The organism is Longimonas sp. (assembly GCF_046498435.1).
Lineage (GTDB): Bacteria > Bacteroidota > Rhodothermia > Rhodothermales > Salinibacteraceae > Longimonas.
On record NZ_JAWOAR010000107.1, the window covers coordinates 1 to 4,668 of the forward strand.

3 protein-coding genes and 1 pseudogene are annotated in these 4,668 nt (G+C 58.4%); all 4 read left to right on the forward strand.

Annotation, left to right across the window (positions count from 1 at the left end):
* Nucleotides 1-312: pseudogene (locus tag R6U20_RS04325) on the forward strand (class I SAM-dependent methyltransferase); the annotation flags it as partial.
* A 197-nt stretch (nt 313-509) separates the two neighbouring features.
* A complete protein-coding gene (locus R6U20_RS04330; RefSeq protein ID WP_410336642.1) occupies nt 510-1,568 on the forward strand; it encodes a hypothetical protein in 1,059 nt (352 codons plus the stop codon).
* Between the two features lie 264 nt (nt 1,569-1,832).
* A complete protein-coding gene (locus R6U20_RS04335) occupies nt 1,833-2,549 on the forward strand; it encodes a DUF3047 domain-containing protein (protein WP_410336643.1) in 717 nt (238 codons plus the stop codon).
* 36 nt (nt 2,550-2,585) lie between these two features.
* Nucleotides 2,586-4,668: efflux RND transporter permease subunit (locus R6U20_RS04340; protein WP_410336644.1), on the forward strand; the 2,083-nt coding region annotated here is incomplete at its 3' end.

Here is a 4,668-nt window from a genome sequence, read left to right on the forward strand (position 1 = left end):
GCCCCACTAACGGATGTGACCATTGAGGGCAAGTCGTGGCCGTGGTACGACCTGAGCGTGATAGACGATCTGGATACGATCGACCTGCTCATTATTGACGGTCCCCCCGAACAGACGCGTCCACAGGCCCGATACCCAGCGGTGCCGGCGCTACACGACCGTCTGAGCGACGATGCCGTCGTGATCTTGGACGATGCCTACCGTCCCGACGAAACCGCCATCGTAGAGCGCTGGCAGGCCGCCGACCCGCGGTGGACGCTCACCCTGCGCGAAAGCCCCGATGGTACCGCAATTCTTCACCGCTCCGGCTGATTGCGCAAGACTCCGTTGAACGCGAGTGGTTGGCATACCTGGGTAACAAAGCGGCGGCATGGTCCACGTATACAGCCCTGTAACATTGTGACCTGTAATATTATGAAATGCCGGAAAGTCCATACAGCATCGCCATCCTTACCAGATATGTGCCGTTGCATCGGTAGTATTCATTATGCTCACAGATGCGCCCATGCATGTCGCTAACCTCCAGGTGGCTACGCACCATAAAGCAGAAGTGGACCGCTTTTGCGAACTCGAAGACCGGAACCCGTGTGCTGCGTGGAGGGCGCTACCTGTTGATTGCAGGTATTTTGGGCTATCTGGCGTACCAGTTGGTAGGAATTGGGTGGCGCGAGGTGCTCCGCTCGCTGCCCACCACGCCCTGGTTCTACGTAACAATTGGCGTGATGTACGCCATCTTGCCGCTGGCCGAGGTCCTTATCTACGGGCGCGCCTGGGGGCTGAGTGCACGCGAGTCGCTGCCTGTGCTGCTGCGTAAGCGTGTACTCAATACAGACGTAGTGGGCTACTCGGGCGAGGTGTATCTCTTTTCGTGGGCCCGCCAACGGGCTCCCGAGGCCGACACGCGCTCCATCGCACTTACCATCAAAGACAACCTCATCATCTCATCGATCATGTCGGTGGGATCGGCGGTGCTGATTCTGGTTGTTCTGCTGGCTACCGGGTACGTCACGCTGGACGACGTGATGAAAAACCCCACGCCTGGCTATCTGGCCGCTGGAGGGGCTGCGCTGGCTCTTGCTATTGCGCTCATCGTGCAGTTTCGTCGCTCCATCTTCACCCTACCCCGCGCCCTCATCCTGTGGATGGTTGGCGTGCACGGCGGACGGTTCCTGCTTTCTAATGTGCTACAGGTGGTGCAATGGTGGGTCGTGCTTCCCCAGGCCCCGTTTAGCGCCTGGGCTACGCTGCTTGCTGTGCTCATTGTTACCAACCGTATTCCGCTGTTGCCCTCGCGCGACCTGTTCTTCGCCGGAGCCGGCATCGGCATGGCGGCCGGACTTGGCATCCCGGCGGCTACCATGGCTGGTATGCTGCTGGTGCGCAGCGCGCTCGATCGCATCCTAAACACCGGGCTGTTCGGGGCTACGCTACTGTGGGAGCGATACCAGGAAACCCCCGAGCTTACGCAGTACATGCCCCCCCCGCCGGAGCACGACCCAGACGCTTTACACACGGCATGGAGTGAGACTAATGCAGACGACTCCGCGCATCCCAACGAAAATTCATGAGGGGCTTCGATACCTTCACCGAACGTCAAGCGGCTCCTTGAAATGCCTATTGCAGACGCATATTGCATGCATATTGCACACAGCGCGTCTACAACGGTAGACAGATACAAGCACGCTGTTCAGGGCTGTGGGGCTGTTGCTGATGTGGCACTCAACTTGTACATGACCTCCCTACGGATCCCCCTTGCGACTGCTCGCGCATGCAGTGGCTCGTAACATACCCTTTTGCACAGCTTTAATGCTTCTATGCTTTCTCTGGTGCGGATGTCTGCTGTACTGCTAACAATCGGTTTATCCGTTGTACTTGGAATGGGAGCCCCAGCCGATAGCATAGCTCAGTCTAACGGCGTCGTGGTCGACGACTTTGAGCAAGACAGCGACGGCGCCTATCCAAGCAATTGGGTGTACGTGAGCAGCGATGGCGATGTCTACGACGTGTCGCGCGAGATGGATGACGATGATGAGTGGGCGCGCGTGCAACAAGAAGATGGACGCTCGTTCCTGCGAACCTATGCCGAGGGAACCGCGCTTCGTATCACGGCCCGTAACGGCGAAGAGTTCGACTGGTCGCTCAACGAGCAGCCCTGGCTGGAGTGGACCTGGCGCGTGCGTTCCTATCCCGAGGGAGGCAACGAAAAGGAGAAAAGTGCAAACGACACCGCTGCCGCTATCTATGTGACCTTCGGCACCGACTGGATCGGGCGCCCCAAAAGCATCAAGTACACGTTTAGCTCCACGCTCGGCGTGGGGGCCACCGACCAGCAAGGTCCGCTACGCGTGATGGTCATCGACTCGCCCAATAATCGAGGGTTTGGGGACTGGAAAACCATACGCCGCAACATCCCCGCCGATTATCGCCAACTGTTTGGCGAGGACCCGCCCAACGACCCGATCTCCATCACCATCTGGTCAGATTCAGACACCATCGCGGGCCAAGAATCTTCTGCCGACTTCGACGAGATTCGCGTGCTGGATCTGTAACCCCTCCGTTTCCCATCAAGGTACCGTGCACCTGCTATGAGCCGACTCTTCCGCGCCCTTCGCCCGTTCATTGATTGTGTAGTGCATTATGCTGGCTGGGTGCTTGCCGCAGCAGTGCTCTTCTCGGCATTGGGGGCGTTCTTCGCACAGAACCTGCGCATTGACACCGACTTCTCGAAGCTCATCCCGAGCGATTATGACAGCGTGCAGGCGCTGGAACGCTTGCGGGAAAACGTGGGCGGGGAAAGCGGTGTGGCTGTAGGGATTCAGAGCCCCTCATTTGAAGCAAACAAAGCATTCGCCGAGGCTCTGATTCCGCGCGCGCTTGACCTAACAGATGAGAATGGGGAGCCCTATCTGTCGAGCGTCGAGTACAAGCGCGAGGTCGAGTTTCTGAAAGACAATGCGCTCTACTTCGCCTCGACCAACGAACTCGACCGCGTCGAGACCTTCCTCGACGACACCATTGAGCAGGCCAAGCTCGAAGCCAATCCGTTCTACTTCGACGTAGAAGAAGACGAGGACAGCGCAGACAGCGCGGACAACGCCGATGACGAGGGGGCGGAGTTGCAAGGCATGTACAACCGCCTCATTGGTACCGAGTATCCCGTTTCCGACGACAGCACGACTATGGTCGTTCGGTTCTACCCCACGGGCACCAGCACCGATATCGGCTTCATTGACAACCTGTACGATGAACTCGACACCCTCGTCGCTGAAATGGAGCCGGCCTCGTATCATGCCAACATGGATGTTACGCTGGCCGGACGCCTGTACCGCCAGTTCACCGAAATCCGCACGATCCAGAACGATGTTGCAAGTTCGTTTGGCGTGGGCGTAGGCGTGCTGCTGTTGTTTGTTATGGTCTACTTCATGTACAAGTCGTACAGCGCTCGCGTAGGCCGTACGTTCAACGGACGCGTGCTCCTGAGTGAAATGCTACGCGCTCCTGTAATGGCGCTCGTCATTGGAGGACCGCTTCTCATGAGCTTGCTCTGGACTGGGGGCGTGGCGTACTTGATCTTTGAGACGCTTAACCTGATGACCTCCACACTCGGCCTGGTCCTCTTTGGGCTGGGGATCGACTTCGGCATCCACTTTTACGGACGCTATGCCGAGGAGCGTGGGGGCGGGGCCCGCATTTCGGAAGCCATCGAAACGACTTTCGAAAGCACAGGACAGGCCATTACCATTGGTGCACTTACCACCGCATCGGCGCTTTTTGTGCTTGCCATGGCTGATTTCAAGGGATTCAGCGAGTTTGGCGTCATTGCGGGCATTGGGGTGCTATTTGCGCTGCTGGCTATGACGGTGGTCATGCCTGCGCTGCTTACCGTGTTGGAGCGTGTCTCGCTCATTGACCTGCGCGGCCAGAACGCAGCCGCTCGTGCAGCCGTCCATATCAGTGCGCGGCGCTACCCACTGGCTAAACCTGTAGTACTGGGGAGCGCCATTGCCGTCGTGGCATCGCTTATACTACTCCCTCAAGCCGAATTTGAGTACGACTTTGGCACGCTCGAACCCGAATACGAGGACTACAATGAGCGCGCTGCGGTGATCGACGCGGTCGAATCGGACGACAATGAACGGCGCAACCCGGCGTACATTGTGGCCGATACGCAAGAGGATGTGCCGCGCATTGTGAACACGCTACGCGAGAAGGCGCAAGACTCGACCTCCACCATTCTTGCTGTCGAAAGCTTGCAGGAGCGCTTCCCAATTACTGACTCAACCCAGCAAGCGAAGCTCGACCGCATCGCATCCATTCGAGAAACAGCTACCGAAAACCGCTACCTGCGCGAGGACGACTCCGAGGACATGCAGAAGCTGCGCCGCGCTGCGCAGACCGATGCCCCTGTAGCAATGGACCAGGTGCCCGATTTCCTGCGCGATCAGTTCACCACGCGCGACGGCGAGCTCGGGCGCTTCGTGATGGTATACCCGAGTGTAGGCCTCTCGGACGGGCGCAACTCAATGGCGTTTGCCGAGGAGGTCGGCACGGTGGTGCTCGATGACAGCACAACCTACCATGCAGGGTCTACGTCGATTGTAGCCGCCGACATGCTTCGCCTGATGCAAGCAGAAGCCCCCTACATGATTGCCGCCACCTTCTTCATCG

Bases quoted from the DNA above. Each gene is read 5' to 3' on its own strand.
- R6U20_RS04330 (WP_410336642.1), top strand. From the start codon at position 510: ATGTCGCTAACCTCCAGGTGGCTACGCACCATAAAGCAGAAGTGGACC.
- R6U20_RS04335 (WP_410336643.1), top strand. From the start codon at position 1,833: ATGTCTGCTGTACTGCTAACAATCGGTTTATCCGTTGTACTTGGAATG.